The following is a 26,652-nucleotide window of genomic DNA, read 5'->3' as shown; positions in this document are numbered from 1 at the left end:
ACCTCGATACACGTCAACGTGCATTTTGAGGTTGTCACACCACGCGGTGTGACTTACCTCGATGACGGATTCCTAAACAAGTTGGGCGTCAAGATGGAATATCTGGACGATTGCCTCGTCCAGCTGTCTCGTGGCGCATCCAACTTCTATGTCACGTGTTCGCCGTATGAGCAATATGCACAACGGCAAGAGCAAGATATTGAACTAAAACCCGTTGGCGGTTTGTTTAGTGGAGACGAAACCTAATGAATGAATACGTAACGCATGGACAGCTGGTTGAAATCATCGAGCTGTTTGATCATCTCTCGATAGTGAACGCAGTCATTGTGGTGCTCGTGTATGACCTTGCGAGATACCTCCTAGGCAAACTGGTCGACTACTTCAATTAAAGGCACGGTGCCAGCCCCGCAGGGATAAGGAGTTGCGGAGCGACGACGAGGCACCAAGCCGCCCACCACAGCAAAACCTAGCCTCATCACTTAATCGGCGCGGTTAGCAGCCCAAAGCCACTTGGATGCAGCCGCCCTCCTTCCTGCTAGACCAGCCTTGCAGAGACTATCCACACCAAAGGCGCGTTAACCTACCGGAACGCTGCATACTCACAACATCAAAGCTTTGCGAGTGTCGAGCAATGCTTATTCTTCTTTTCTGGGTTCTCTCCGACTGACGCGCGGAGCAAGTGAGGACGGGCTAGGACGATTGCGCGACGTGCGGCGGGAGGTCAAACCCCCGAATCTGTATTACGGGGGTAAATTCCACCAAACTTCGGTAGTCTGAGAGCTCATGAAACTAAAATGGAGAACGATTGATGCCTTGATATAGTTTCGGCACAATACATGGATTGAAAATCGTTTAAAAAGTGTCAGAAGCACTAGGTAAACTATGAGAAAACGATATACCGAATTAAACAACCTATGGTGTCATAAAAAACTTGCAGTATCTGTAATTATGGATCATTTGAAAGATAACGAACCAAGCTCCTACTACCTTAGTGCTCAATTTAAAGAAGGCTGGGTAGTCGATAACTATGACGAAAGTTACACAGTAAATATGTCGTTTTCTGTATATAACGAGAGTATTGATTCAAATATAGAGCTTCATCTTCAAGTTTTCTCTTCAAAAAATGATGAGATTGGCTCAGTCACTAGAATGTAAAATCATACGCTTAATAACGATAAGAACCACGATACTGTGAGTTAAAAGAAAAGCCGAACAATTGATGTTCGGCTCTGTTTTAGCTGTACTGTAATACGCTTTCCAACTCTCTACACTTTATTATCGTGTCACGTTCTAATACGGTTGCTATATGTGTTTTGTCATAAGAGCTTCTAGCTTCAAACCGAAGCAACGGGTGGTGTCCATCAAGTGCATTGTTTACGTATATGTCTCGTTCTTGTCTCTTTTTCTGTCTATGAGATGAGTCGTCCAGTTCGATAACTGCCAATACTTTTGTGTCTCTATCCGTTATCACGTAGTCCATTCTTTTAGCCCAAGTTCGAGAGTTATCTTTAAAATTGGTCGGTTGAACTAACGCCATCAATGAAACTTGACTATGAATCACGTATTCATCAGGTATAAGCTCCTGCAACACACTATAGAATCTGCGCTCTGTCTTGGTGGCCAAGTATGTACTTTTCTTGTGAGGTACAGAATTAGTCTTATTGCCAGGGGGCGGCAAAGGTACTTCGACTATCTTTGGGTTCTTTTCTACAACTTTGCGTTCAAAAGAATGCACGCTGTTTGGTCTTCTAACCGCTGCATCTTGTTCCCATTCGTTAAACCTACGTTTAGGTTTCTTATCCTTCTTTGTGAATAGATACACAATACATGCTAAGGATATAAGTATCAGTAATTCAGGCACTTTCTGTTCCCATTCATAAAAATGAGTGTATGGTAGCATATCGATGTTGTTTGAGGTGTTATTGGAATCACCTTTCAAGTACCCATCGTTGCATTGCGTGGGATTCCCGTCCAATGTAATTAATTTAACTACCAACTTTAGCTTTTATACTCAAATCTAATCTTCGTCTTTTCAGCGACTATATGTGAAACTAGTCTATATGAAGCTAGTGCCTCTCATGCTAGAATCGGGACGTTTTATCACATAAAAGAGTAAAGTACGGTGGCTGGTAAATTACAAGAGATACATATAACGGGTTTCAAAACAAGATTTTCTACAATGAGCCTTAAATTCACTAATGAAAACGTTACTGTTATATATGGTGATAATGGTTGTGGAAAGACCACTCTTCTAAGGGTATTACATGCAATTTTTACCAAAAATGATAATGAACTATTAAAAAATAAAATCGAATCTATTCGATTGAAATTCTCCACAACTAAAACAAATAAAGATAGTGGTCAGAAAAATGTAATTATAAAAAAGAAATCAAACTCAGATAAATATATTTGGCCTGAGTCTATAAATTTTTCATCTCTAGGTCTGGGTGTTGGTCGAACAATTAACAGCACTGAGACCAATATTCAAATTAATGATATATATCGTTTTTTTGTTCAGGACATAGATAAATACAAGTTTATAAAAGTGGATAAAGCTACACATCCAGGCGATTGGTTCGACTTTTGTAATGATCTATTAAATACTTCTAAAAAATATCGTGAATTTAGAAAAATGCACGAAGTAAATTTAAGTAGGTTTAATGAAAAAAACTTATATTTAAAAAATGTTAAAATAGAAGAAGTTGTAGAAATGCTCCTGGAAAACTATAGAGTCGCTAGGATTAAAACAAGCAAAAGAATACAAAATGCTCTTTTTGAGACTCTTTCTAGTTATTTGATCGCCACCCAGCCAAGATTCGATGATTATTATCATGACATGCGTCAACTTTACCGAGACGTATCTATTAATAAAGCTCGTATTATTAGCGCACTAGATGATAACGATGATAATAAGACCAAGACAGAGATCGTTAACAAACTTAAAGCAATATCATCATTTCAAACTTTTATAACTGAAATAAACACACCTATATTGATAGAATTATTTAGCAATATGGTTGATGAGCTAGTTAATGAGCAATCTATGCTGAACTCAATCAATGAAATTGTTTCTATATTTAATCAGCATATGCCAACCGAGAAATATTTGTATGTTTCTGAAACTGGTTTAGAAATCATTACAGGAGATGATTCGCACTCTGTTACAGAGCTTTCAAGTGGTGAATCCCAGCTTTTGATTACTCTCTGCATGTTAGTTCTTAAAGGTAGAGATAAGGACATCATACTAATAGACGAACCGGAGTTATCATTTAACATTAAGTGGCAGCGTAAATTTGTAGAGCTTGTTACATATTTAGTCCCAGACTCACAAGTAATCGTTGCTTCGCATAGTCCAGCTATAGCGGGTTCATCTAAATACAAAACAACAATGAACGTAGACATAGCTGGTGCTCTTTAATGTCAGAATATAGAATCAACGAAATTTTTCTTAATGCGGAGCAGCTAGGCGAAAAAGTTTTAATTGTAGAAGGTGAAGACGATGTTAATCTCTATGACGGGATGTTCCATAGTAATGGATATTTTATTTATGCTGTAGAAAACATCGAAAAGGTAGATAGTGAGAATGGTGAGCGGTATCAACCTGGATGTGGTGGTGTAAAAACTGCAATCACTGACCTTCTAAGAGTCGAAGATGGCAACACTGGCTTATTAAAAAATCACATTCTGGGAATAGTCGATAAAGATGTATCCGATTTCCGTGATGAGGTTTTCAATTCTGAAATAGTGTTCAATTTAGAAAGCTATGCTATTGAAAACCATTTTGTAAGCAAAGAAGTAATAAAAAATCTTCTGGTAGATTATACAAAAGCAACTAAAACCTTAATAACAGAAGATATAACTGACGATTTATATAATGAAATATTGAATCGATTAGAAATATTATATTTAATTAGTCTTGATTCTCTTCGTGGTGCTATTGACTCTAATTACAGTGCTATATATGGGTATGATAGTTCAGACCAGTGTTTTAGAAATGAACAAAAACTCCAGTTAGTGTTAAGAAAACAAGAAGAATTATTAGACTTTGCTGAGCAGCATCAACTTCAGTTTGATGAGAACTTTATTCAAAAAGTTGTAAAGGGCAAATGGGCCCTCAGTGCATTCTTGCATTTTTTTTCCGAAGAGGTAAAAGTATTAGTGCAAAAATGTAATACAAGTCATATCGAGCAATGTCAGTTTTGCAATAGTGGAAAATATGCTAAGTGTTTATATGGGATTAAAGAAGGCTTAAATAGTAAATCATTGAAGTCTTTGGTTTTTAACTATTGCGACTTAGACTCTTTATCCTATATCAAAGACGGAGTCGTGGAAAAGCTCGGCTAAGCATTAATCGAGCGCTTTAAGTTTAAAAAGGCTCCTATCCAATGGGAGCCTTCAAATCACATAATATCCTTCAGAGCTCTAGCATATTTCAAAATCACGCCTGCTGCTTCTAAATCGGTTAATGCCCCAATCTCTAACAAAGCAATTCCTGTTAATATTTGTTGTGCAGTAACCAATTGTCCTGTTGGAAGTTCTAATCTGTCATAATGCATTTTAAACTGTTCCCATTGTTCTGATGGGCTCAGCTCCCTTCCCTTTGTCATTCTCATAAGCCGCTTGCACTCCGGTGGGATAGGTTTCCCCTTATCCCATTCTTTGACGGTTCTCACAGTTTTTAAACAAAGTTCAGCAGCTTGTTCGACGGATAAACCACATTCAAATTCACGAAAAATATAGTTTTTAGTCATTTCGTGATACTTCATTGAATAGTCCCTCAAAAGAGAGACATTTTATAGGACTAGCATATGCAATCGCATTCAACATAAGCAGATATAATGCGAACTTAAGGGTTAGAAGATTAGCATTGGTGAAGTCAGTTTAGTTACACCGTATTTGGCTTTTGCTTCCTTGCAAGCTTCATCAGCTGTCTTGTATGGGCCATGAACTTCGATTCCACCACAGCGACCACTTGAACTGTATCTTTGGTTACGTCCGACACCATGCACGTTGGTTTTGCATCTTGCTCATTCAATATGAGTCAACATGGATACGCGTTTGCTTAACCCTAACGTGTAAGTACTAGATTATCTTTATAGGAACAAGGAATCTAACAGATGTAAACTCTCTACTTTTCAATCTATACCTAGATCTTTCTTCATATGTTCACTCAACTCGTTAGTGGTTCTTACATTAATCTTATGTTTGCAATGATGGATTCTCAACTCTTCACCAAATAATTTTACTAGTGATTTGGTATACAAAGTACTAATATTATTTATTATTCTATACAATGTATCTTTCTGATAAACAGATCTTTTCGAATTTTGTATTGCAGTCTTCATATTTTAATATCCTTACACGTTTAACTTTATAATTTAAAAAATCAATTTCAACTTTTATTATTACTTTTTTCGATATGTAATGAGTCATTATCAATGATGCACAATCAACAATTAAATCACCCGAATCCAACTTAGTAATTTCACGAGACAAATTCTTTATTTTTAAATCTTTATTTTCTATATTTAATCCGATTGAGTTAATTTCTTCAGGATATCGGTTTAACTTAATATCCAATATGATTTTATTAAGATAGTAGTCTGCCTTTATTTCATGGCGGCTTTTAAATATCATTGTCCCCCTCCGATGAAGCAAGTTATACTTTCCCACCAGTTAAAAGACAACGTGACTCAGAGTTGCAAAAAGGTAACAATCATGGAATTGATGAACAATGAGTTGATCTGCTTTGCAGCCATTTGTAAACACCTCTCTCTTACAGAGGCATCAAAAGAACTTGGAAAGTCGAAAGCTCAAGTCAGCAGGCAGCTAGCAGCATTAGAAAAACAACTTGGTGTAACACTCGTCCACAGGACAACAAGGAAACTCGTTTTAACTGATCATGGCGAAAGCATTAGAGAGCTTGCTATCAAGACGTTAGAGAGTTTGCACGAGTTAAATTACAGAGTTTGCACGAGTTAAATTACAGAGCTAGCTCGTTGAGTGAATGCATTGATGGAAAGTTTAAAATCACAATGCCCAACTCTATAGCCTCTTCTATTTTTGGTTCTGTTCTTAAAGACTTACAAGAACGATATCCAAAAGTTGATTTTGAAATATCGTCAAGTAACAATGTAGAAAATTTATTAGAAAGCAATGTAGATTTAGCGATTAGGCTTAATAATGTTATTGATGACACTCTTATTGCACATAAAATTGGTGATTATAGTGATGTTTTGATATCTAGGGTAAGTAATGCCAACAACAAAACACTATTAATCTACAAACATCATTCGAATAAGGAATCAATTAAAAATCAATATACTGATGTTATCGAAGTTGATAACACCTCTATTTTAATAAACTTTGTTTCTGAGGGAGTTGGGGTTGGTGTCATTCCAAACTATCTTATTAAAAGTAACTATATAGACAAAAACATCCGAATATCGCAAACTTTTGATATAGAACGTTCCATGTATATTGCCTACCCTTATCAAAACCCTTTGCCAAGAAAGCTAGCTGAGATATCTACTTTTATTAGGTCTGAGTTATCACAAGTATTGAAGAGTGAGTCATTTTAGGGCGGTTGTTCAGATTTAGAATTTTGCGTTGTCTACTCAACTAGGCCTAACGCTAATCTTTGTAACATATTGTTTCGGCGGTATTTATTAACACCCCCATCTTTATGCTTGCTATCACAATGTGAGGTGCTCTGCCGTCTTGTTATCAAGGTTTTGCGTGGAATAAATCACGTGGGGTAAACGATAGATTGACTTACATTAAAATTTTCATCAAAAGCAACTTTATATAAAATTGATTTCATACCAATCTATGTGTATCTTCTACCCATATCCCCACAATAACCAAGGAGAATGCCATGGATAAGCTACTCGCGTCTGCATTAGAAATTAAGCAGCGAACTATGGTGACTGGCTTTTTTGCTAGAAATGGATTCAAAATCGCTATGACCGATTTTGATGATGTCACTTTTGAGCGAGAAGGCGTGCAAGTTAACGTACATTTTGATCTGCAGTCAAACGCGGAGTCTGCATCTGTTTTATCTCATGAGGCATCAATCATTCCTGGCTAAAAACTTTTATTCTCACCGATATACCAAGCCGAACGTTTATGTTCGGCTTTTTAGTGACAAAAAAATGATGAGTGCGAACAAGAGTTGTCGATCACTCATCTAAATAGACGATTAATAAATCAGCTTCAACCTCGTTCACAACCTTTGGTATCGATGAAAAAAAGCGACTCAATAAGTTGTGATGATGGCCACAGACAACTAAATCTATCCCCTCTTTTTTGACGATTCCCGATAGTTTTATATGAAGATCGCCGATTACTACCATAGTCTCGTTTACTGGGTATAAGCATTTATCAGCGAGCTCTTGCAGCCTTCTTTCCAATTCTTGCTCTTCCTTCGCTTCCATGACTATCCGATCAACATCTACGTAAACAAATGAGAGTTTGCTGCTTGAGTTATCTGCTTGCATTATTGCTTTTTCGATAACGGCTTGGCTAGATTGAGATAAGTCGACAGCAACCAAAACGTGCTTATAACCCATCATTCCTCCCTAGGTTAGTTTTTGTTCTCATATTAAGTCTAGTCCACATAGAGCGAACACAACATCAAAACTACTGCTACATGATAGTTAAAGGAGTTTAGTTTAAAACAGGCAAATAGTTTTCATTGCAACCTTGTTGCTTCCTCTCATCCAAAGATAAACGATGTTTTTCCAATTTCTTCTCTAATTATCGGACTATTTAACAGGAAGGATGCCAGGAAACGTTACGTTGTAATGCGCGTTACTGCTCTTGATTTCTACTACTCTTGAGGATTCATATTACCCACTTCAACGTCGCCTAGTTTAGTAAAACTACTTTAGATTAAGCATATTCAATATGTAACGCTCCGCTCAAATCCAGGAGACGTATTTCGGCTAAAAAAGCAGCTCAATAAGATGAATTTCGATTCATCTATTACATATGTCTGCGAGTGCTTACTGTTCTTATATCGCTTATTTAATAACTCTAGTTTAATTATCGTTATAAGTTACGGTGTCTCTTTTTTCTTTTTTTAGCATAATCTTCTGTCTGAGAACGAAGCTCTCTTGGGCTTTGTAATTAAATTACAAGATCAATCGCGACCAATATGGTTGGCAGATTAAAAGACCGAGGTAAACAATTGATATAATAGAGTTTAATTTATAAGTTCTTTAAAAAATGCCTAATTACCTGCACTATGCAAACCAAGGTTAACATAATGAGGTAAAATTTTACCAACTCACTATTTAGTCTTAAAGGTAATTGAACAAGATTAAAATCATATAGGTATAGTAAATTGTAGTTACAGCGTAACCAGGGTGGTGTTTGGGAATGTAAAGGAATAGAAAATAGAAAGGCAAAAAAACAGGGCGTATGCCCTGTCCATGAATTGATTAGTTTTGTTGCTGTTGTTTTTCTGCGTACTCAGATCGAATCCGTTCTGCAACAATTTTGATAGCTTCTGCAGTACTTGTGCCCTTCGCCATCAATTCTTGAATTCTCTCTACAGCTTGTTGTTGCTCTTGGTGAGATAGAGGGGGTAAATCGTCAAACATAAAAAGCTCCTCATTTTGAGGAGCTGACTATAACGATTCAATTAATAGGTAGCAAGGAAATTAATGGATGCCCCCATAGCGTTCTCGTTTGTGTACTGAGCTGCGATATCCAATTCGAACAACTTAAGTGGAGACAACCCGATACCAGCAGTCATGGTTCCTTCGTCATTACTTCGAGCTAAGTTCTTCATATACCCTGCTCGTAATGCCATTTGACGCAAAATATCAAATTCAATACCAGCTCGAATCATTTGCGTATTATCATCAAAGGATGAAAAACGTTTTTCTTCGTTGAGATCGTAGTCAACACTCATCGTAAAGTAATCGGCAACAATCCCAGCCCCAACAGTGTATACAGGACGCATGCTATATTCGTATGATTTTATCGTATCACTGCCATACTGGAATGATTTTGTTTTAACGTCTCTTCCAATCAAATTTTTTGCTGAAATACCGAGACGATATGGGCCAAAGAACCAAAGTGCGCCTGCGTCTAAGTTAAACATCGTTTCCGCGGTCTCATTTTCACGTAAGTCTTTAGTATCAAAATTCTGAAAACTCGTGGCGTATGAGTACGTGTATATACGCTGAAGTTTAGGAGTAACACCAAAAGAAAGGTGTTGGTTCATGAAATTAGTGTATTTAGCAAGTGAAATACCAGCTTCAGCCACGCCAATAGAAACACCTTGTACATAGCTATCATCTAATGGATTAGTACCTAAGGTATCAACATTTGGTTGTACGAATGATTCAGTGTATAGCTTACCGTATGCAGTTGCAGATAAGAATTTGTTGGGGATACCAATGGCAACGACACCACCAAGATCAAAGTCTGTCTTTTTCCCATCGATAGCATCCATCGATTTTTTGATTTCATCGACGTCTGTTAATTTGCTGATGCGTTCGATCTCATCAACTAGATCATATTGATCATCGTAGCTGCCACCAAAACTTGGCACGATCATGCCTGCATCGTCATTTCGACGATAAATCGCAGTAAGAGCGGGGTTGAAAAAAGGCGCAGTTAGATAAGTTGCTGATACGGTACCAACGCCACCCATTGCATCACTACGAGCCTCTATCGCATAAGTAGCAGCAGAGGCAGCATTAGCGAAAAGAATAGTAGCAACAGAAGTGGCAAGAATTTTATATTTGTTTTTCATACTACACTTGTGATTTTAGTTCGTCCTGAACCTTTATCGGCACAAGTAGTATTTCTTTAACTATTCTTCCTGGGAAAGATCATAGGTTCGGCTAATAGTTTGAGCCTGCTCAACAATTATATCGCCCTGCCAACGGCGACTATTGATACTTACCGCCAATACGTATCTATCGTTTGGGACACCCGCTAGCTCCAATGAATTTGGATAGTTAGACTCATAAGTCTTTTTCCACATTTGCTCGTACTGGCCATCAATGTAGTCATACAAACCAACTTCAAGTTGCGGTAATGGACAATGGGGATTACGAAGTGCGCTCTTTTCTACTTTCCAATTCTCTTTAGATGTCCAACGAACATATTGAGAAGAGTTTGAATCTCCAAGTATTACCCAAGTTCGATACTCTTGTTTATCAGTAGAAACAACGGTTAAGTGATATAAACCAGCTTCAAGCTTGCCTGTTAAGTTATAGCGTTTCGAGTAACTACGCTCGTTGGCAAGTTCTGTCCCGTTCGGCTGTTGTTCATAGCTGAATGAACTGTCCGCGGATATAGAATCATCCACCCATCGATTAAATGAAATATTTTCGATGTCAGTTGTAGCTCTTAGCTTGATCACCAATCTAAATGTATCTCGCCCAGGGCTTTGAATAGTCTGACGAATAACGTTCACACCACTTATCCAATCAGGCAGCGTTACACCAGTGAGAGCCTTGCCACAGTTTTTAGATAGTGACTGACCAAGAAGATCATTAAGGTGAGGAGTCAAATCTTTACTTGGTTCCGTTTGCCAGAGTTCAACAAGAGAGTTGAACATACCCGCAAGATCATCTTCAAGTAAGTGTTGATGTGCCTGTGTTAAAGGCGTGTTAGTTTGAAACCAGTCCATCGCATGGACTGGTTTCACTAACGCTAATGAGACAACTACAGGGAGTAGTATTTTCATTACGACTTATGCTTTCATCTTGTAGCCAACACCACGAAGTGTTTCAATTTCCAGTCCTGGCAGTTTTTGACGAAGCTGTAGTACATGTGTATCAACCGTACGTGTTGTCGGGAAGTGATTGTAACCCCAAACGTGGTCAAGCAGCTCATCACGAGTAAACACGCGACCTAAGTTTGACGCCAAAAATAGCAGCAAATCAAACTCTGTTCGAGTAAGCGTAATTAGCTCGTCTTTATAAGTCACTTCACGAGTCGAGCGGTCAATCTCTAAGTCTTTTGTAATCACTTTATCAGCGTTGCTTTGTTCTGCTGAATCCGGTGCTCGTAGCTGTGCACGGATTCTCGCAAAAAGCTCCGCCTCAGCAAAAGGCTTTGTTAAGTAGTCGTTCGCGCCGGAATCAAGGCCTGCAACTTTATCTTTTACGGTAACAAGTGCCGTTAACAAGATAACTGGTACGTCTTTAATCTGTTTCCATTCTGGGAGACATTGTACAGAGTCACCATCTGGGAGTTGGCGATCGAGAATTACCAAGTCAGCTTTTTTCCATTGTGGCTCTACGTCTGCAATACGCTCCACATGTAAACACTCATATCCTGCTTGTTCCAGGCTTACTAACAGGCCGTCAGCCAAGTTTTTATCGTCCTCAACGAGAAGCAGTGTCTGTTTCACAAGGTATCTCCAATATAAAAGTTGTAGGTGGTCCCATTAAGGACATTTTTCCGCCCATGCGGCCTACCATAGATTCAACGATTGTTAATCCAAGTCCTAACCCGCTCTTACTTACGAACGGTTTCTTCAAATTTGCCCAATCTTTAGCCGTTAGGCCTCCTGCATCTCGGACTTGGAATACTATTTTTTCTTCACTAGTTGAGACATCCAATTCAACCGGTGCGACACCGTACTTAAGCGCATTACGAAGCAAGTTATCGATACAAGTTCCTAACCAGTACACATTAACTTTAGCAGCCACATCTTCATTGATGTTAAAAAGCACGGCACTATCAAATTCTTCTTCGATCTTAAATTCTAACCAATCTGCAACGGATGGTACCCAGTCTGTTGCAAGCATTTGGTTATCAGATTGCAAATAATCTTTACTCGCTTCTGCCAATTGACGCAGGCGGCGCGTATCTTCACACAATCTGCGGAATTCGTCATACACACTTTCAGGCAAATGCTCGAACTCTCGACGAAAGCCCTCAACCGTTAGTGACAGAGATGCAATCGGTGTTCTGAGCTCATGCGTTAAAATTTGCAACACGAGCATTCTACTACGTAGTTCTTCTCGCTTACTATTCCAACGGTACACCGCCCAACCAATCACCAAAAGAATATTGGCGATTACCAGTATGATCATACTGATCCGCAAAACTTGCGAGTGATCTTCTACATCCCAACAAATATTACCTCGTTTAACAAAGCAACTTTTGCTTTGAGACGCTAGAGCGTATGACAGACCCGCATTCGCTACGTTCTCTTGCCAGATATCTTTCTCGAAAACAAAGTAACGGTCACCACGTCTTAACCAAAGTTCGTTACCTTCAATAAACATGCTCGCGCCTGCAATCAAAGCATTAATGGCGTCGTCATCCATGTTTTTCAAGCTTTCTAGCAACTCATCCCCTTCCTCGTTATCACGCTCTTTTATATGCATGTACTGAGATAGTTTGGGTTTGAGTTCTGGATACTTATCCACATAACGTGCCGCATACGTCCCACCACCAGGGTGAATGAGACCACTACGCGAGAACCAACGAGGTGTCAGCTGCGTCCCTTTACAAATCGCCCTTGTAAATACTAAAGGCTCAGTAATTAAAGGACTTAATGGTAATTTGCCACGACAAGTATTCGCCAAGCTGTAAAGCTGTTGGATATCTTTTAACGGATAGTCAGACGTTTGCGGCAGAAGCGAATCTGGCGCAAGTAACTTGGTAGGATAATTTGATTGCAGAATACGAATATCGTACGACTTAAGAGCTACTTCATAGTTAAATAGCTCTGTAAACGTATCTATTCTTTCTGGTAGTGAATCGGAAAATGCAGGTGCCGAAAAAAGCGGCAATACAGTTGCAAAACCGAGCAAAAACTTTTTAATCAAACTGTTACCGTCACTTGTTACATTAGCCAAAACTATACATCAATCTACAAGCAATTGACATCTGCTAACAGAAGGATTTGCATTACTATAACATTGAAACGGAACAAAAAAGGGCCAGCGATTGCTGACCCTGTATAGTTTTAAATCAAGAATGGTTAAAGTGCTTTAAAAATAGACTCAACACTTTCTTTCGCATCACCAAATAGCATTGATGTATTTTCTTTGAAGAACAGTGGGTTCTGTACTCCTGCGTAACCAGTATTCATTGAGCGCTTGAATACCACTACGTTTTTCGCGTTCCATACCTCCAATACGGGCATACCAGCGATTGGGCTGTTCGGATCTTCCAGTGCGGCTGGGTTGACCGTATCGTTAGCACCGATAACCAATACGGTATCGGTTTCTGCAAAGTCATCATTGATTTCATCCATTTCAAGAACGATATCATACGGTACTTTTGCTTCAGCGAGTAACACATTCATATGCCCCGGTAGACGACCCGCTACTGGGTGAATCCCAAAGCGAACTTCAATACCTTGTGAACGAAGTACATCAGTAATTTCATGAACAGGGTATTGTGCCTGAGCTACTGCCATGCCATATCCTGGAGTGATGATTACTGATTTTGAGTTCTTCAACATCTCTGCAACTTCTTCAGCCGTTGTTTCACGATATTCGCCCTGCTCTTCGTCACCTGAAATCACTATCTCTTGACCAAAACCACCGGCAATAACACTGATAAACGAACGGTTCATTGCTTTACACATGATGTAAGAAAGAATCGCACCTGATGAACCTACCAAAGCACCTGTTACAATCAATAGATCATTTGCGAGCATGAAACCTGCTGCCGCTGCTGCCCAACCTGAGTATGAGTTCAACATAGAGACAACAACTGGCATATCAGCACCACCGATTGAAGCGACTAAATGGTAGCCGAATGCGAACGCGATCAAAGTCATCACAATAAGAGCGAACATGCTGCCATCTGCTTTTACGAAGTAGATCATAAGAAGCGTAGAAATAACAACCGCTGCGAGGTTCATTTTGTGCTTATGAGGCAGGTTAAGTGGCGACGAAGAAATCACACCACGCAGCTTACCAAATGCGACAATTGAACCGGTGAAAGTTACGGCACCGATGAACACACCCAAGAATACTTCTACAAGGTGGATAACATGCTCAGCATGTGTTGCTGCTTCTGGCGCATCTAGGTAACTGTTGTAGCCAACTAAAACCGCAGCTAAACCTACAAAGCTGTGTAGAATCGCAACCAGTTCTGGCATCTCGGTCATTTCTACTTTCTTCGCATAGAAAATACCGATCGCACCACCTATCGCCATCGCGATAATGATCCAACCAAAACCTTGCGCATCTGGGCTAAAGATCGTCGCTATTAGCGCGATCGTCATACCAGCGATACCGTAGTAGTTACCATTACGAGCAGACTCTTGCTTTGAAAGCCCCGCCAAACTCATGATGAAAAATAATGCAGCAACAATGTAAGCTGCTTGTACTAATCCTGCAGACATTGTGACTCCTATTTATCTTTGCGGAACATTTCAAGCATACGCTTGGTGACGGTGAAACCACCGAAGATATTGATACTCGCGATCAATACGGCAATAAAAGATAGGAATGAAACGACGCCATTACCTTGTCCAATTTGCAGTAATGCACCAACGACAATAATGCCAGAGATAGCATTCGTTACTGACATTAGTGGAGTATGAAGTGCATGGGTAACATTCCATACTACGTAGTATCCGACAACACACGCTAGAACAAATACAGTAAAGTGAGAAAGAAACGCTGCCGGAGCAACCGATGCAACCCATGCAAAGGCTCCAACAGCCGCTGCCACACCAATAATTTTCTTCGTTGGAGACGTAGGTTCTTCTACTTTAGGCTCTGGCTTCACAGGCTGTTCTTGTTTCACTTGCGGCTGAGCTGAAACCTGAATTGGTGGCGCTGGCCAAGTAACTTCACCTTCTTTCACCACGGTAACGCCACGGATAACAACATCTTCAAAATCAATATTGATGTTGCCATCTTTCTCTTTACACAGCAGTTTTAGAAGGTTAACAAGGTTTGTCGCGTAAAGCTGAGAAGATTGTGTTGGCAAACGACCAACCATGTCAGTGTAACCAACAATTTTTACGCCGTTATCCGTCATGATAACTTGGTCTTTCACTGTATATTCACAGTTACCGCCATTAGCAGCTGCCAAGTCGACAATTACACTGCCCGCTTTCATGCTGTCGACCATTTCTTTGGTGATCAACTTCGGCGCAGGTTTACCAGGGATGAGCGCGGTCGTAATAATGATATCAACATCTTTAGCTTGCTCTGCGTATAACTCTGCCGCTTTTTTGTTGAAGTCATCAGACATTTCTTTTGCGTAGCCATCCCCAGAGCCTGACTCTTCTTGAAAGTCAACGGTCAGGAACTCAGCGCCCATCGATTCAACTTGCTCTTTTACTTCTGGGCGAACGTCAAACGCACGGACAATAGCACCTAAGCTACCTGCAGCACCGATAGCCGCCAAGCCAGCGACGCCAGCACCCGCAACCAATACTTTCGCTGGAGGTACTTTACCGGCAGCCGTAATTTGACCTGTAAAGAAACGACCAAACTCATGAGCTGCCTCAACCACTGCACGATAACCAGCGATATTAGCCATCGAAGATAGCGCGTCTAAGGCTTGTGCACGTGAGATACGAGGAACGGAATCCATGGCAAGAACGTTAATGTTCTTACTTGAAAGTTGTTCCATCAACTCAGCATTTTGAGCCGGCCAAATAAAGCTAACCAGTGTTGTTCCATCTTGCAGTAACGCAATTTCGTCAATGCCTTGCTCATCATCCACAATTGGCGCATTAACTTTTAAAATAAGGCCAGATGCCCAAACTTCTTCACTAGAAACGATTTTCGCACCAGCTGCTTCATAAGCGGCATCATCGAAACTCGCTAGCACCCCCGCTTGGGATTCAATCGCGACATCGAATCCCAATTTTATTAACTGCTCAACCGACTTCGGCGATGCAGCCACTCGCGATTCACCCGCGAGTATCTCTTTAGGTACACCGATTTGCAAAACGCATACTCCTTGTATACATATCAATAAATTAGTCCCAAAACAGAGCGTCGCTCTACTCTAATTCTTTTTTATTTCTATCTGTTTACCACGCAAGACAATTGCAAACGAAAGATGATGTTTGGGGACACCCATTTGCACAATAACACCTTGACTAACAGCCCTGTTATTATTCTGTTTGTATCGAACGCGTCTCATTACTTCAAGTGTTTTGTAATTTAAATACTAAATTTCATTACATATAACGCTAAGTAATGAATGATTGTCGCTCTGTGCACGAAAAATAACAACGCAACACCGTACTAGACTGAGGTCTAACCAGGTGACGATTAAATACTGACTTAACAGAGATTTAAGCGTTAAAAAGAAAGAGCCACTAGCATATACACTAATGGCTCTTTTTAAGATGACTGGAATCAAATTGCAGTAAATTGCTAGTCGAAGATTTTATCGCCCATTTGATCAATAAACATTTGAGATTTCTTCAACATAAGGTCATTGGCATCTTGCTCTGAGCCAAGCAAATCGGAGCGAATAAACCGATGTGTTTTCACTTCATCATTGTCATGCTTTTCTATTCGACCAGCGATGCGATATTGTCCGCCCTCTGAAAGGCTCTCTGGGTAAATAAGGAAACCTTTATACTCAACTGGTTCGATATTTTTGGCTTCAACCGTTTTCTCACTACCACCAAACAAACGCGAAAAAAATCCCACGATTCCTCCTTGGGTCAGCTCACTAGTCAACTGAGCGACTCTTACTTAATATTAACGTTAAGGATCGGTTTTTCATACCAATCCAACTCTTTGTCATCATCATAACTAGTATGGGAAAAAATTACAGGCACATCATACTCTCGGTTCTTACGCCTGTCTTCTTTCACCATTTCTGCGGCGTTTTTCACCGCTATATCCGCGCTTTGCTTAAACTGGCTTAATTTTTGTTCAGGAAGTGAAGACAAAAAATCAATATCATGACGGATATAGACAGGCTTGAGCTGGATAAGCGCAAGGCAAGCAATATCGGCTAACTGTTCGTTGTCATACTGTTCTAAAAATTCAGGCAAACTGAGAACCTGGCCTACTAATGTTTCCATGTAGTTGTGCACATCTGAGCTTATCTGCATCTGTAAATCTCCTTTTTCCTATGAAATGAGTATAGCAACGACTTGTTTATAACAACTTATTGATTGCTCTTAATTTAATCAATCTCTCTCTTTTTGCGGTAATGTCTTCCAAAATACTTGGGAAAAGGAACAAATAGACGTATTCTTGCTAGTTCTCAAAGTTCGAAATTCAATAACGGATAAATATCCATATTGATAAAACGATTTACCTAACCAATTATATAGTCAACTATTTTCAGGCAGTTTGTAATAGATGTCCTCATCGTCAATGACTTCATCAGGCTTCAGATTCTTATTCCCTTTTTTGCTACTGGGCATAGTGAGTTCGGGCATGGACAGCATTATTCAGATGACTCAGGCAAACTGGGGCATTGCCGCAAACTTGCCGTACATACTATTATGTTGTGCGCTACTCCTTTGTTATTCATTTAAGCAAGGCAGAGAGTCCATGGTGTGCTTGGCAATGTTGCTAGCCTATTTCGTGATACAGCACCGCCTACAAGTCCCGCTTCAAAGTGGTACCGCTTTACTTGAGCTAACCATTTTAGCCACGTTACTTCCTGTCTCGTTTCTTACGGTATTTTTGTTTAGTAAAGAAGGTTTTGACTCCAGAGCCATGTTGACTTATATCTTGATGTTAGCAATGTTCGTTCTTTGGTCTTATCTAACGCTAGCATATTACGTTGAAGGAGGGTTTGAACAATGGACAAGCGGTATTTTATTTATTGTACCGACCGTCTCTAAACTGCCTTTAATTCTTGTTTTATATTGCGTGGGTATTGTCTGTTTTCTTGGAATCCTTGTTTTAAAGAAGAATGAAATTATCCATGCGATGACCTACTCTGCCATGGTATTGGCGTCTGCGACGTTCATTTTCTTTGATGTGCAGTACATATCAAGCACCATGTTTACGCTAACAGGGCTGCTTATCATTATTTATGCCGCTTCCGCTAGCCATCAACTGGCTTTCACCGATAGCCTAACGCTGATTCCGAGCAGACGTGCACTTGATCTCGATCTAAAACACATGGGTAAGAAGTTCACGATCGCAATGCTTGATGTTGACCATTTTAAAAAGTTTAACGACACCTACGGTCACGATACTGGTGATGACGTTCTAAAAATGGTCGCTTCGCGCCTCACTAAAACCCCAGGCGGCGCAAAAGTTTATCGATTTGGCGGAGAAGAATTTACCATCGTTTTTAAAGGCAAATACGCTGACGAATGTAAGAACTTTTTGGAAGAAGCTCGCAAATCGATTGCAGAATACGAGATGATATTACGCGATGAAGAATCTCGCCCTGAGAACCATAAACAAGGACAAAAACGTCGTGGTAGCAACAGTTCGAAAAGAAAGTCGGTTTTTGTTACCGCAAGTTTCGGAGTTGCTGATAGCCGGAATGGGCAAGCTCCTCTGGACGTTGTTAAATCAGCGGACGAAGCACTTTACAAAGCGAAAAAGGCGGGACGTAACTGCATAAAGCTTCGTTAGGCCCTAACCAATCGTGAAAGTTAACAAGCTTGTCTGGGTTTAAAACAAAACCGAACTTCCCCATCAGCATAATAACTGCACTCATCGTTGCCACTATCCCGATGTCATCTATCTAATCAAAGGTATAAGGTATACGCCCGATTGCGACATTCCGTTCGCACTGTTTGCCTATCTTACTTTGAGTTAGCTTTAAAATAACCACCAAAAAGTGACAACGCAACAAAAAGAGTAGCATTCATAAGATTTTGTTTTTAAAAAGAATTAACTACAGTATGTGTGTTTCTTCCCAAAGACTTCGAGGTATATAGTGCTTTATCAACGGTTGCATACAAGTCTGATTGCACTTCTTTCCCTGTCGGTTGAAAAACAAAAACACCCTGTGACACTGTCACTCTATTTGACACACTAGAATAATCATGTGGGTAATCGAGAAAATACATAGCCTCTTGTATACGCTCGGCTTCTCTTTCTGCTGTTTGAGTGTCGGTACACCCTAGCAACACAACAAACTCTTCTCCACCATATCGACCTACATATTCCCCAGAGCGACAAAAAGTAGCCTTGAGTTGATTCGCAATCGCTTGCAAGCAACGATCGCCTTCAATATGACCGTAATTATCATTAAACGGTTTAAAAAAATCGACGTCCAATAGAATCAAAGCCATTGGCATGTTGTGACGGCCATGCCATGCAACCATCGATTCCAACTTATGGTCGATATAACGGCGGTTATAGAGTTTGGTTAGGCCATCTTCATTCGCTTGCTGAGTCAAAAGTTGATTAACCTGCTCCAATTGAGCTGTCGCTTGCTTAAGCTCTCGTCTCATATGAGCAATACGCTGCATTGCGATAAGTTTAGAGTTCAGTACCAGTTTATCTACCGGCTTAATTAAATAGTCATCACCGCCCGCATCTATGGCTTTAGCAATCATTTCTGGCTCTTCGTGACTACTCAAGAAAATAATTGGGATCCAATCCGGAAACGTTTCTCTTATATGAAGAGAGACTTCAAAACCGTTCATATCTGGCATTGATATATCGAGTAACACCAGTTCCGGATCAAAACTCTCATAGGTATTTAACGCCTCTAGTCCACTACCTACGGCTTTTACAATATGTCCAAGTTGCTTTAGACGAATAGCCAGCTGCATCCTGTCTAGCTGAACATCGTCAACCAGAAGGATTCGCATCGATGTCCCTATCGGTTGCATAACGCGTTCCATTTTTAATTATGTCTTTATTAAACATATACCATACTCATAGAGTTGTTGCATTCGACTCATAATTAAGTGCTATATTTTTGTTTGAATATCACGGAATCCATTGCATAAAGCAATTAGACTGAACGTTACCCTATCTAATCATGGCCTGTGAGCAGAAGTTCAACAAACTCATTCACTTTGGTCATCTTGCGGACTAATGGGTATAGCTATTTGATGCATTTGGTATTAATATTCCCGCCTTTTTGTAATGAGAGACACACCATGTCAGAAGCAACTAACAGCGAAAGCAAAAAAATCGATCTAGCCAGCATTTCTCCAGAGCTACGTAAAGTTATCGAATTTGACGAAGTTCCAGAGCAAATGTTCGAAATGGTTACCTCTATCCATGAAGTGTCTGAAGAAGCGGTACGTGAATCATGGGACGAAATGCCAGCAAGTGCACAGAACATTCTAGACAACTTTGAACAGTTTCATGCTCTAGTTTCTGTAGGCCAAGCATTCGCTGGTATTAATGTGATGGAAGAGTTCCCTACTCTTAATCTGCCAGAAAACATGACAGATGAAGATAAAGAAGAATACCGTGCTCAACTACTTGATAATGTGCTTCACAACTGCGTGAAAGACATGGTTAAGCAACTGAAGAAAGCACGTCGTGACCCACTTCTTAAGCGTGAATTCAAAGAAGTATTCGCGAAGTAATTCCGACATTCTTCTAGTAACAAAGGCCGCACTTTGCGGCCTTTTTTGATCATGAAGCGTAAATCAGTCTAAACGGTTAATGAGGCGCTAGTGCCATATCTTTTTGTGTCACACTGACACCTTTAATTTGTGCAAAAACACGGCTACCAACTTTTAGGTTGAGATCATCAAGGGCCCACGGTGTGATCGTTGCCCACAAATAACATTTCTCGTCTAGCTTGAGTGATACATTAATACTCTGCTTGTCATCGGCTGCGTTAAACGCCTCGATGGAATCGACAATAGCAGGCAAAATATTTCGAATCGACGTCGCCTTGGGTTGCTCGAGCGTGATAGAAACGTCGTTGGCACGCACTTGCAAGCGTATTGGCGTGTCTGGTGTTCCGTCAATCTTTTGCACCCACAGGAATACATTAGGTGCAAGGCTGATACAAGTCAGTGCATAACGTTCATGATGTTCAGCAATCCGGCCTTCAAATAAGCTGCTTTGATCTGAGAAAGATTGCCATGGACGCATAGCATGAGAAGCCCACACTTCCTCAAGCTTACCTGAACTCGAAATTTTACCTTGGTCAATAATTGCAAGGTGCTGAGCAAGCCTTAAAATTTCCTGGAGACTGTGTGTGACATAGATAATAGGGATATTTACCTTCTCCGACAACTCCTCGAGAAAAGGCATTACCTCACGCTTTCTTGGCATATCGAGTGAGGCAAGTGGCTCATCCATCAAAAGCAAATTGGGCTTAGATAGCAATGCGCGCGCAATCGCAACACGTTGCTTTTCACCACCAGAAAGTGATACCGGAAAGCGCTTTAGTAACGGTTTGATAGACAAGAGTTCGGTGACTGCATCAAAATACTCGTCATCTTTTTCTTTAACGCCATAAAACAAATTGCCTTGAACCGAATAGTGAGGAAACAAACGTGAATCCTGAAACACATAACCAATACCACGCTTGTGCGTTGGTAGGTTGATTCCCTGTTCACTGTTAAACAAAACATGCTCACCAACCGCAACATACCCTTGCCTTGGAGTGACCAATCCGCTGATGATGTTAATCAACGTCGTTTTACCTGCACCAGATCGTCCAAACAAGGCACTAATTCCATTACAGGGTAACTTAAGTTTGATGTCGAAGTCAGTCTCACCAAGCATTTGTTTAAATTGGACTTTAATCGTCATTGCTTCGCACCCAATCTACTTGCCGCTTTACGATTTAGCCATTCCGAGATCATTAATGTAGACAAGGCTAACGCGATAGAAATGATACACAGACGAGCCGCCTGCATTTCTGCACCTGGCGTTTCAATAAAGTTGTACATTGCCAGCGGAATCGTTTGGGTCTCACCCGGAATGTTAGAGACGAAACTGATCGTCGCCCCGAATTCGCCAAGACTACGAGCAAATGACAGCATCGTGCCCGTAATAATTCCGGGAATGGTCAGTGGTAACGTGACGGTGAGAAACACTTTTAAAGGAGAAGCGCCTAACGTAGAGGCTGCGTGCTCCAATTTAGGGTCGACGCTATCTAAGCTTAAGCGTACTGAACGAACCATCAAAGGCAAAGCCACGACAATACAAGCGACTACTGCCCCTTTCCAATTAAAGCTAAATACTACCCCTAAGTTTTCATAGAGCCACTTTCCAAGGAACCCTTGTCGTCCTAAAGAAATCAACAATAAATAGCCGATTACCACTGGCGGCAATACCAGTGGTAAATGAATTAAGCTATCGAGAATCGATTTACCAAAGAACGTTTTTCGAGAAAGTAGCCAAGCAAGAAAAACGCCGAGAGGAATCAGCCAAAGTACTGCGTACGCGCCTACTTTGAGGCTTAACATTAAGGCTTGGTATTCCAGTTCTGTCACGCTTCGTTCCTATAATTGAAGGCCGGTTTATTGCTGAAAGCCATATTGAGCAAAAACGCGTGCGGCTTCGTCCGATTTTAGGTACTGGAAGAACTGCTCCGACTCAGTAGAATCATTCACAATTGCAGCCGGGTAAACAATAGCCGCATGCGTATCACTCGCAAATTCGCCGACAATTTTGACTTTATCAGTTAACTGAGCATCGGTTTTGTAGACCACACCTAAAGGCGCTTCTCCACGTTCAACCAACGCCAAAGCTAAGCGCACATTCTTTGCTGGTGCGACGTGAGTTTGAACCGCTTTCCATACACCCAGTGTAGTCAATGACTCTTTAGCGTACATACCAGCAGGTACTGACGTCGGATTGCCTAACGCAAGACGATTTCCATGCAATGCCTTCTCCCATGCCTTTGCATCAGAAAAGTTAAATGAGGTTAATTCTGAAGACTGAGGAGCAATTAACACTAAGCTATTGCGCACTAGATTTGTGACGTTGTCACGATAAATGACGTCTTTATCGACCAAATAATCCATCCATTTCGTGTTCGCAGAAATGAGTACATCCGCTGGTGCGCCATTGATAATTTGTCGAGCGATAGAAGAAGAACCACCATAAACGGGAGTGATAGAAACGTCATACTTTTCTTCAAAGTTTTGCGCGATCTCGTTAATCGCATTCGTCATAGAAGAGGCTGCATACACTTTTAGGTTCGTTGCTGCGTTTGCTGAAAATGAAATGCTTAATACTACCGTAAGGCAAGCATACTGTTTCCATGCTTTCATAGAGATACTCCAATACAAGGCAAGCGAAAGAACAGGTTATTTAAATATAAAGTTCAATCAGTTAATGGGCTATTTAAACAAAAAATCAAGGCGCACATGTTGTTCTATCGCATCTGCGATGCGATTAATGCCTTGCTCCTTTAACTCTTCAAAGTCTTGTTGTTTGATTTGGGTGCCGTTTACCCATTCTGATACCAGGCTTAAGACATCTGCCTCGTCAAAGAACCCGTGAAGGTAGGTTCCCATGATTTGGCCACACTCGCTGATCGCCCCCTCCGCTTCACCGGAACTGAATGTAAGAGGTTGCAGGCCCCGTACTTCACTTCGCCCTACGTGGATTTCATAACCCTTTACATTGGCTGTTTTGCCGTTAAGAGAAAGCTGTGCTTGTGTGTTTGTAAGCTGTTTGCTGTTAGTTAGTGTCGTAGTGATATCAAGCAAGCCAAGTCCTTCTCTTTGACCTGGTTGGCCTTCGACGCCGTTTGGATCATCAATCAAGTTTCCAAGCATCTGGTAGCCGCCACAGATACCAATCACTTTTCCACCAAGACGAATATGACGCAAGATATCTTTATCCCACCCCTGGCTTCTTAGATAATCCAGATCGTCTCTCACTGATTTGGTCCCAGGCAAAATAACCAGGTCGGCTTTATCTATTTTTTCGCCTTTACCTACATAACGTAGATTGATGTCTGGATTCAATCGCAGCACATCAAAATCAGTATGATTACTAATCCGGGTTAAAACAGGCACAACAACATTCAGTTTTACCTCAGAGTGCAACTCTTGCTGCGCAGTGATCGCGTCTTCTGCTTCTAAATTCAAACCATGGAGAAAAGGAAGTACACCAAGTACAGGTTTACCTGTTTTTTCTTCTAGCCAATCGAGGCCCGATTGCAATAAACGAATATCACCTCGAAAACGGTTGATAACAAATCCTTTTACTCGCGCTTGTTCAGATTCAGAAAGTAGCGCAAGTGTTCCGTACAAATGTGCAAACACTCCACCACGATCAATATCAGCAACAATGATCACTGGTACATCAGCGGCCTCAGCAAAACCCATGTTTGCAATATCGCCTTCTCGTAAATTGATTTCAGCAGGACTCCCCGCGCCCTCGATAATGATCGAATCAAATTCTTGAGTCAGACGAGAGAAGGAATCTAACACCGTATCCATCGCCACTTTCTTGTAATCATGAAAGCCAGCCGCATCCATATTGGAAATCGCCTTACCCTGCAAAATGATCTGAGCACCTGTATCACTGTTAGGTTTAATTAAAACCGGATTCATATGTACAGTTGGCTCAATATTACACGCCTGTGCCTGAACGGCCTGTGCTCGACCTATTTCACCGCCATCTTTGGTTACCGCACTATTTAGTGCCATGTTTTGTGGCTTAAATGGGGCAACATTTATCCCTTTTCTTGCTAATACACGGCATAAACCTGCCACAAGGACACTTTTTCCGGCATCCGAAGTGGTGCCTTGAACCATTAAAGATGGGATCGCTGATTTCATGAACATTTGTAAGGAATAGAGGAAGATGAACAATCATAACGTCATCGTCCCCACTTACTCAAGCAAATGAATAGAATATGAATGTCGAAATCATCATTGGTTCAAACAAGCCCTGTTTTAATGAACCCATCAAAACAAACCGATGAGGATGTAACATGAAAAAGAATACAATTATCGCAACAATCGCCGCCTTAGTTATTGCTCCTTCTATCGCGTTCGCGAAAGATAACGCTCAAAACCAATCAAACTTGCAGTTTAACGGTCCTATCACTGTGGAAAAATTGGATGCCTTGCTAAACGACTCCAATATGTTTACTGAAAAAGATGTGGTCGTTGAAGGTAACTTATTGCGTCAAGTTTGCGCGGATAAGTTTGTCTTTAGCGATGGTTCCGGTGAAGTGATGGTCGAACTCGATGACGATATTCAGCTAAATACTCCGATTGATCACACGACTAAAGTCCGTCTGTTTGGCGAATTTGAAGGCGGGAACAAACCAGAGATTGAAGTCGAACAACTCGTGGTCATGTAAAACAAACCCCGATTGCTGTACATATCAACATGATGTAGTGACGATTACAGCTAAATAGTGACGGCAAGCACTTAAAATGATAGCTTTATCAATCTTGGTCTGCTTTTTGCAGACCAATTTTTTGTTCATTTTATTCATCTTGCCCGGAGACACCATGCTAGGTAAAGCTCTAAAGGTTGCAGCCTTTGGTTTGTGTGCTATTTTGCCACTTTCCGCACATGCAAATAATTTCAACTACAACACGATGGAATTTCGCATGGGCACTAGCCCTGGTACATTTGGTGGCGAGTTCAATACCTACTTTACAGAGAATACCCATTTCATTGCTCGCGCAGACAGTGAATTCAGCGGAGACTGGGACATTGCTGGTGGTATAGGCTTTAATGGGCCAGCAGGCCAATTTGCAGATATTTATGGCCAAATGTTGGTACACAACATTAAAGAGAACGGCAGTGATAAAGTGGGTGACGAGTGGCGCACGGAAGTGAATATTGGCACTCGTATTTGGTTTATGCAAAATGTTGAGCTACATGGCCGTATCGGCCAAATCATAGATAATGACGATTCGAACACCATTTACAATCTGGGCGCACGATTCCACTCAACTCAACAACTATCGCTTGGTGCAGATTTCAAAAATAATGGTGTCTATGGCCAGCAAATTGTAATGTCTGCTCGTTTTGCATTTTAGTGGATATGACTACCAGGCATCACAAGCAAGCATATGATTCAATAAAAATAGCCTCCGATTTTGGAGGCCATTTTTTGCTAATCAAGAATTATTAGCTTGTAGCAGAAACTAGCTTTAATACATCAGTTTTTAGCGGTTTTTTTAGGTTTATCTTGCACATATTTTTTCGATACATCTACAACGGCGATATCTCTAAAAAAGCTTCGACCAAGCAAAATTGGAAACGTCATATGTCCGCGATCCGCTAACGTAAACTCTGTCTTTTCTTTGTGATCCCCAACGGTAATGTAGGCTTTTACCACCGCTCGTTTATCCACCTCTTCTGACGAAGACTGCTTAACTTTAGCCCAGCGCTCAACGGGTACTTTAAACTCTTTGGTGTCTTTGTCACCTAAATCTATCTTAAATTTAACCCAGTCTTTACCATCACGCTCAAACGGAACAATGTCAGTCGCACTAATTGATGATGTTGTCGCACCTGTATCGACTCTAGCCTTGAAAGTCTGGTCAATTTCAGGAACATAAACCCATTCTTCAGAACCAAGAATTAACATGCCATCGGGTGTTTTTGTGACCTTGACTGGCTTCTTAGGTTTTGGTTCCGGCTTTTTCTCAGGTTTCGCTTCTGGTTTGGGCTCCACCTCAGGCTTTGGATCTACCTCAGGTTTCACTTCTGGCTCGACTTTAACGGGCTCTTCGACCTTTGGCGACTCTGGCTCAACAGGTTCCTGCGTCGTTTGAGTTGACGTACAAGCAATTAAACTGCCGCTCATCATAAGCGGCAGAATCAGTTTCCAGTTTTTCATCCACAC

General features: G+C 40.8%; 28 protein-coding genes and 2 pseudogenes. 11 read left to right on the top strand and 19 right to left on the bottom strand.

The genetic code is table 11. The annotated features are described in order from the left end of the window. From R7M72_RS09820 to R7M72_RS09810, 3 genes and pseudogenes are all read left to right on the top strand, one after another. A pseudogene (locus tag R7M72_RS09820) lies at window positions 1–246 on the top strand (toxin); the annotation flags it as partial. After that, window positions 246–389 (top strand): hypothetical protein, encoded by a 144-nt coding sequence (locus R7M72_RS09815; RefSeq protein WP_020840617.1) that lies wholly within the window; start codon window positions 246–248, stop codon window positions 387–389. The pseudogene R7M72_RS09820 and the gene R7M72_RS09815, both read left to right, overlap by 1 nt. Before the next feature lie 493 nt (window positions 390–882). Beyond that, window positions 883–1,155, top strand: coding sequence for a hypothetical protein (locus R7M72_RS09810; protein WP_086591420.1), 273 nt, complete (start codon window positions 883–885; stop codon window positions 1,153–1,155). Between the two features lie 79 nt (window positions 1,156–1,234). Here the strand turns inward: R7M72_RS09810 and R7M72_RS09805 are convergent, their stop codons facing one another. Continuing rightward, window positions 1,235–1,900 carry a DUF2726 domain-containing protein gene (locus R7M72_RS09805; protein WP_318056152.1) on the bottom strand — a complete coding sequence of 222 codons (666 nt, stop codon included), beginning with the start codon at window positions 1,898–1,900 and terminating at the stop codon, window positions 1,235–1,237. A 222-nt stretch (window positions 1,901–2,122) separates the two neighbouring features. Between R7M72_RS09805 and R7M72_RS09800 the strand changes: the two genes are divergently transcribed. Both R7M72_RS09800 and R7M72_RS09795 read left to right on the top strand, forming a co-directional pair. Continuing rightward, complete coding sequence (locus R7M72_RS09800; protein WP_318056150.1) at window positions 2,123–3,418, top strand: AAA family ATPase; 1,296 nt, start codon at window positions 2,123–2,125, stop codon at window positions 3,416–3,418. Further along, window positions 3,418–4,344, top strand: a complete 927-nt coding sequence (locus R7M72_RS09795; protein ID WP_318056149.1) for a DUF4435 domain-containing protein — start codon at window positions 3,418–3,420, stop codon at window positions 4,342–4,344. The genes R7M72_RS09800 and R7M72_RS09795 overlap by 1 nt, the downstream gene beginning before the upstream one ends. A gap of 56 nt (window positions 4,345–4,400) precedes the next feature. Here R7M72_RS09795 and R7M72_RS09790 read toward each other — a convergent pair whose 3' ends face one another. Together R7M72_RS09790 and R7M72_RS09785 are read right to left on the bottom strand one after the other, a co-directional pair. After that, window positions 4,401–4,766, bottom strand: coding sequence for a regulator (locus R7M72_RS09790; RefSeq protein ID WP_318056148.1), 366 nt, complete (start codon window positions 4,764–4,766; stop codon window positions 4,401–4,403). Window positions 4,767–5,286: 520 nt separating this feature from the next. Beyond that, window positions 5,287–5,637 carry a hypothetical protein gene (locus R7M72_RS09785; RefSeq protein WP_064376838.1) on the bottom strand — a complete coding sequence of 117 codons (351 nt, stop codon included), beginning with the start codon at window positions 5,635–5,637 and terminating at the stop codon, window positions 5,287–5,289. A gap of 81 nt (window positions 5,638–5,718) precedes the next feature. On the opposite strand from R7M72_RS09785, the pseudogene R7M72_RS09780 reads away from it, so the two are divergent. Continuing rightward, a pseudogene (locus tag R7M72_RS09780) lies at window positions 5,719–6,581 on the top strand (LysR family transcriptional regulator). 296 nt (window positions 6,582–6,877) lie between these two features. Beyond that, window positions 6,878–7,090, top strand: a complete 213-nt coding sequence (locus R7M72_RS09775; protein ID WP_005376260.1) for a hypothetical protein — start codon at window positions 6,878–6,880, stop codon at window positions 7,088–7,090. Window positions 7,091–7,181: 91 nt separating this feature from the next. Here R7M72_RS09775 and R7M72_RS09770 read toward each other — a convergent pair whose 3' ends face one another. From R7M72_RS09770 to R7M72_RS09725, 10 genes are all read right to left on the bottom strand, one after another. Next, window positions 7,182–7,571, bottom strand: a complete 390-nt coding sequence (locus R7M72_RS09770) for a universal stress protein (protein WP_017634770.1) — start codon at window positions 7,569–7,571, stop codon at window positions 7,182–7,184. 873 nt (window positions 7,572–8,444) lie between these two features. Beyond that, window positions 8,445–8,606, bottom strand: coding sequence for a YoaH family protein (locus R7M72_RS09765; RefSeq protein ID WP_005376257.1), 162 nt, complete (start codon window positions 8,604–8,606; stop codon window positions 8,445–8,447). 41 nt (window positions 8,607–8,647) lie between these two features. Next, window positions 8,648–9,769, bottom strand: a complete 1,122-nt coding sequence (locus tag R7M72_RS09760) for a conjugal transfer protein TraF (RefSeq protein ID WP_064354789.1) — start codon at window positions 9,767–9,769, stop codon at window positions 8,648–8,650. 60 nt (window positions 9,770–9,829) lie between these two features. After that, the gene (locus R7M72_RS09755; protein ID WP_005388048.1) at window positions 9,830–10,711 is read right to left on the bottom strand and encodes a DUF2861 family protein; all 882 of its coding nucleotides are present in this window, start codon (window positions 10,709–10,711) and stop codon (window positions 9,830–9,832) included. Between the two features lie 6 nt (window positions 10,712–10,717). Continuing rightward, on the bottom strand, window positions 10,718–11,380 hold the full coding sequence (gene vxrB, locus R7M72_RS09750; RefSeq protein ID WP_005376251.1) for a response regulator transcription factor VxrB: 663 nt from the start codon (window positions 11,378–11,380) through the stop codon (window positions 10,718–10,720). Then, window positions 11,355–12,809, bottom strand: coding sequence for a sensor histidine kinase VxrA (gene vxrA, locus R7M72_RS09745; RefSeq protein WP_025767766.1), 1,455 nt, complete (start codon window positions 12,807–12,809; stop codon window positions 11,355–11,357). The genes vxrB and vxrA overlap by 26 nt, the downstream gene beginning before the upstream one ends. A gap of 155 nt (window positions 12,810–12,964) precedes the next feature. Then, a complete protein-coding gene (gene pntB / locus R7M72_RS09740; protein WP_005376248.1) occupies window positions 12,965–14,341 on the bottom strand; it encodes a Re/Si-specific NAD(P)(+) transhydrogenase subunit beta in 1,377 nt (458 codons plus the stop codon). Between the two features lie 8 nt (window positions 14,342–14,349). Further along, a complete protein-coding gene (locus R7M72_RS09735) occupies window positions 14,350–15,906 on the bottom strand; it encodes a Re/Si-specific NAD(P)(+) transhydrogenase subunit alpha (protein WP_053307698.1) in 1,557 nt (518 codons plus the stop codon). Between the two features lie 434 nt (window positions 15,907–16,340). Further along, complete coding sequence (locus R7M72_RS09730) at window positions 16,341–16,622, bottom strand: HlyU family transcriptional regulator (RefSeq protein ID WP_005376244.1); 282 nt, start codon at window positions 16,620–16,622, stop codon at window positions 16,341–16,343. Window positions 16,623–16,663: 41 nt separating this feature from the next. After that, entirely contained in the window at window positions 16,664–17,032 is a 369-nt protein-coding gene (locus tag R7M72_RS09725) for a late competence development ComFB family protein (RefSeq protein ID WP_005376241.1), read from the bottom strand. Between the two features lie 253 nt (window positions 17,033–17,285). Between R7M72_RS09725 and R7M72_RS09720 the strand changes: the two genes are divergently transcribed. Beyond that, on the top strand, window positions 17,286–18,524 hold the full coding sequence (locus tag R7M72_RS09720; RefSeq protein WP_064376839.1) for a GGDEF domain-containing protein: 1,239 nt from the start codon (window positions 17,286–17,288) through the stop codon (window positions 18,522–18,524). Window positions 18,525–18,775: 251 nt separating this feature from the next. Here R7M72_RS09720 and R7M72_RS09715 read toward each other — a convergent pair whose 3' ends face one another. Further along, window positions 18,776–19,735 (bottom strand): diguanylate cyclase, encoded by a 960-nt coding sequence (locus R7M72_RS09715; RefSeq protein ID WP_213899942.1) that lies wholly within the window; start codon window positions 19,733–19,735, stop codon window positions 18,776–18,778. 273 nt (window positions 19,736–20,008) lie between these two features. On the opposite strand from R7M72_RS09715, the gene R7M72_RS09710 reads away from it, so the two are divergent. Further along, a complete protein-coding gene (locus tag R7M72_RS09710; protein ID WP_005376232.1) occupies window positions 20,009–20,446 on the top strand; it encodes a DUF3069 domain-containing protein in 438 nt (145 codons plus the stop codon). A 76-nt stretch (window positions 20,447–20,522) separates the two neighbouring features. Here the strand turns inward: R7M72_RS09710 and modC are convergent, their stop codons facing one another. The 4 genes from modC to R7M72_RS09690 form a co-directional block, all read right to left on the bottom strand. Beyond that, a complete protein-coding gene (modC, locus tag R7M72_RS09705; protein ID WP_238854920.1) occupies window positions 20,523–21,629 on the bottom strand; it encodes a molybdenum ABC transporter ATP-binding protein ModC in 1,107 nt (368 codons plus the stop codon). Then, the gene (gene modB / locus R7M72_RS09700) at window positions 21,626–22,315 is read right to left on the bottom strand and encodes a molybdate ABC transporter permease subunit (RefSeq protein ID WP_064376841.1); all 690 of its coding nucleotides are present in this window, start codon (window positions 22,313–22,315) and stop codon (window positions 21,626–21,628) included. Before modB ends, modC begins: the two co-directional genes overlap by 4 nt. Window positions 22,316–22,342: 27 nt before the next feature. Continuing rightward, window positions 22,343–23,098, bottom strand: coding sequence for a molybdate ABC transporter substrate-binding protein (modA, locus tag R7M72_RS09695; RefSeq protein ID WP_258475399.1), 756 nt, complete (start codon window positions 23,096–23,098; stop codon window positions 22,343–22,345). Window positions 23,099–23,167: 69 nt separating this feature from the next. Beyond that, entirely contained in the window at window positions 23,168–24,619 is a 1,452-nt protein-coding gene (locus R7M72_RS09690) for a cobyric acid synthase (RefSeq protein WP_017820165.1), read from the bottom strand. Between the two features lie 155 nt (window positions 24,620–24,774). Between R7M72_RS09690 and R7M72_RS09685 the strand changes: the two genes are divergently transcribed. Further along, a complete protein-coding gene (locus tag R7M72_RS09685) occupies window positions 24,775–25,149 on the top strand; it encodes a NirD/YgiW/YdeI family stress tolerance protein (protein WP_315957167.1) in 375 nt (124 codons plus the stop codon). Between the two features lie 154 nt (window positions 25,150–25,303). Then, entirely contained in the window at window positions 25,304–25,840 is a 537-nt protein-coding gene (locus tag R7M72_RS09680; protein WP_017634623.1) for a hypothetical protein, read from the top strand. A gap of 122 nt (window positions 25,841–25,962) precedes the next feature. Here the strand turns inward: R7M72_RS09680 and R7M72_RS09675 are convergent, their stop codons facing one another. After that, window positions 25,963–26,646 carry an ATP-dependent zinc protease gene (locus tag R7M72_RS09675; protein WP_047101086.1) on the bottom strand — a complete coding sequence of 228 codons (684 nt, stop codon included), beginning with the start codon at window positions 26,644–26,646 and terminating at the stop codon, window positions 25,963–25,965. Window positions 26,647–26,652: the final 6 nt, after the last annotated feature.

The sequence above is a fragment of the Vibrio sp. YT-18 genome (genome assembly GCF_033337345.1).
Taxonomy (GTDB): Bacteria; Pseudomonadota; Gammaproteobacteria; order Enterobacterales; family Vibrionaceae; genus Vibrio; species Vibrio alginolyticus.
The sequence above is the reverse complement of the archived record's forward strand: the minus strand, read 5'-3'. Positions and strand labels throughout refer to the sequence as shown.

What these genes read in the sequence shown, in the direction of transcription:
- R7M72_RS09815 (WP_020840617.1), top strand. Translation starts at nt 246, where the DNA reads ATGAATGAATACGTAACGCATGGACAGCTGGTTGAAATCATCGAGCTG.
- R7M72_RS09810 (WP_086591420.1), top strand. Translation starts at nt 883, where the DNA reads ATGAGAAAACGATATACCGAATTAAACAACCTATGGTGTCATAAAAAA.
- R7M72_RS09805 (WP_318056152.1), bottom strand. Translation starts at nt 1,900, where the DNA reads ATGCTACCATACACTCATTTTTATGAATGGGAACAGAAAGTGCCTGAA.
- R7M72_RS09795 (WP_318056149.1), top strand. Translation starts at nt 3,418, where the DNA reads ATGTCAGAATATAGAATCAACGAAATTTTTCTTAATGCGGAGCAGCTA.
- R7M72_RS09790 (WP_318056148.1), bottom strand. Translation starts at nt 4,766, where the DNA reads ATGAAGTATCACGAAATGACTAAAAACTATATTTTTCGTGAATTTGAA.
- R7M72_RS09785 (WP_064376838.1), bottom strand. Translation starts at nt 5,637, where the DNA reads ATGATATTTAAAAGCCGCCATGAAATAAAGGCAGACTACTATCTTAAT.
- R7M72_RS09775 (WP_005376260.1), top strand. Translation starts at nt 6,878, where the DNA reads ATGGATAAGCTACTCGCGTCTGCATTAGAAATTAAGCAGCGAACTATG.
- R7M72_RS09770 (WP_017634770.1), bottom strand. Translation starts at nt 7,571, where the DNA reads ATGGGTTATAAGCACGTTTTGGTTGCTGTCGACTTATCTCAATCTAGC.
- R7M72_RS09765 (WP_005376257.1), bottom strand. Translation starts at nt 8,606, where the DNA reads ATGTTTGACGATTTACCCCCTCTATCTCACCAAGAGCAACAACAAGCT.
- R7M72_RS09760 (WP_064354789.1), bottom strand. Translation starts at nt 9,769, where the DNA reads ATGAAAAACAAATATAAAATTCTTGCCACTTCTGTTGCTACTATTCTT.
- R7M72_RS09755 (WP_005388048.1), bottom strand. Translation starts at nt 10,711, where the DNA reads ATGAAAATACTACTCCCTGTAGTTGTCTCATTAGCGTTAGTGAAACCA.
- pntB (WP_005376248.1), bottom strand. Translation starts at nt 14,341, where the DNA reads ATGTCTGCAGGATTAGTACAAGCAGCTTACATTGTTGCTGCATTATTT.
- R7M72_RS09725 (WP_005376241.1), bottom strand. Translation starts at nt 17,032, where the DNA reads ATGCAGATAAGCTCAGATGTGCACAACTACATGGAAACATTAGTAGGC.
- R7M72_RS09720 (WP_064376839.1), top strand. Translation starts at nt 17,286, where the DNA reads ATGTCCTCATCGTCAATGACTTCATCAGGCTTCAGATTCTTATTCCCT.
- R7M72_RS09715 (WP_213899942.1), bottom strand. Translation starts at nt 19,735, where the DNA reads ATGCAACCGATAGGGACATCGATGCGAATCCTTCTGGTTGACGATGTT.
- R7M72_RS09710 (WP_005376232.1), top strand. Translation starts at nt 20,009, where the DNA reads ATGTCAGAAGCAACTAACAGCGAAAGCAAAAAAATCGATCTAGCCAGC.
- modC (WP_238854920.1), bottom strand. Translation starts at nt 21,629, where the DNA reads ATGACGATTAAAGTCCAATTTAAACAAATGCTTGGTGAGACTGACTTC.
- modA (WP_258475399.1), bottom strand. Translation starts at nt 23,098, where the DNA reads ATGAAAGCATGGAAACAGTATGCTTGCCTTACGGTAGTATTAAGCATT.
- R7M72_RS09690 (WP_017820165.1), bottom strand. Translation starts at nt 24,619, where the DNA reads ATGAAATCAGCGATCCCATCTTTAATGGTTCAAGGCACCACTTCGGAT.
- R7M72_RS09685 (WP_315957167.1), top strand. Translation starts at nt 24,775, where the DNA reads ATGAAAAAGAATACAATTATCGCAACAATCGCCGCCTTAGTTATTGCT.
- R7M72_RS09680 (WP_017634623.1), top strand. Translation starts at nt 25,304, where the DNA reads ATGCTAGGTAAAGCTCTAAAGGTTGCAGCCTTTGGTTTGTGTGCTATT.
- R7M72_RS09675 (WP_047101086.1), bottom strand. Translation starts at nt 26,646, where the DNA reads ATGAAAAACTGGAAACTGATTCTGCCGCTTATGATGAGCGGCAGTTTA.